The sequence below is a fragment of the Streptosporangium saharense genome (genome assembly GCF_014203715.1).
Taxonomy (GTDB): Bacteria; Actinomycetota; Actinomycetes; order Streptosporangiales; family Streptosporangiaceae; genus Streptosporangium; species Streptosporangium saharense.
The window spans coordinates 1-1,059 of sequence record NZ_JACHJP010000025.1 but is presented as its reverse complement, the minus strand read 5'-3'; the positions used below and the strand labels follow the sequence as shown (position 1 = coordinate 1,059).

Here is a 1,059-nt window from a genome sequence, read left to right as displayed (position 1 = left end):
ATGCTTACCCCAGGACAACCACCGCCTGGGCTGGGCTACCTTCCTGCGTCACCCCATCGCTTACCTACTACCAGATCAGGCCAGGCGTTCACCCTGACACCGTCCCCGAAGGAACAGCCGGGTTAAGGACCCTTAGTATCACTGGATTCAGTACTGGCGCATCATAGCGGGTACGGGAATATCAACCCGTTGTCCATCGACTACGCCTGTCGGCCTCGCCTTAGGTCCCGACTTACCCTGGGCGGATTAACCTGCCCCAGGAACCCTTGGTCATCCGGCGCAGAAGTTTCTCACTTCTGATTCGCTACTCATGCCTGCATTCTCACTCGCACAGCCTCCACAACTGGATCACTCCGCTGCTTCACCGGCTGCACGACGCTCCCCTACCCACCCACACACCCAGACAGGAAACCCTGCCAGGCTAAATGTGTGAGTGCCACGACTTCGGCGGTGTACTTGAGCCCCGCTACATTATCGGCGCGGAATCACTTGACCAGTGAGCTATTACGCACTCTTTCAAGGATGGCTGCTTCTAAGCCAACCTCCTGGTTGTCACTGCGACTCCACATCCTTTCCCACTTAGCACACGCTTAGGGGCCTTAGTCGGTGATCTGGGCTGTTTCCCTCTCGACTACGGAGCTTATCCCCCGCAGTCTCACTGCTACGCTCTCACTTACCGGCATTCGGAGTTTGGCTGACGTCAGTAACCCGGTAAGGCCCATCAGCCATCCAGTGCTCTACCTCCGGCAAGAAACACGCAACGCTGCACCTAAATGCATTTCGGGGAGAACCAGCTATCACGGAGTTTGATTGGCCTTTCACCCCTAAACACAGGTCATCCCCCAGGTTTTCAACCCTGGTGGGTTCGGTCCTCCACGCAGTCTTACCCACGCTTCAACCTGCCCATGCCTAGATCACTCCGCTTCGGGTCTACAGCATGCGACTCAAACGCCCTCTTCAGACTCGCTTTCGCTACGGCTCCCCCACACGGGTTAACCTCGCCACACACCATAACTCGCAGGCTCATTCTTCAAAAGGCACGCAGTCACATCACAGACA

General features: G+C 56.8%; 1 rRNA gene. It reads right to left on the bottom strand.

Features of this window, described 5'->3' with window-relative positions:
- Positions 1-1,059, bottom strand: a 23S ribosomal RNA gene (locus FHS44_RS40035); the annotation flags it as partial.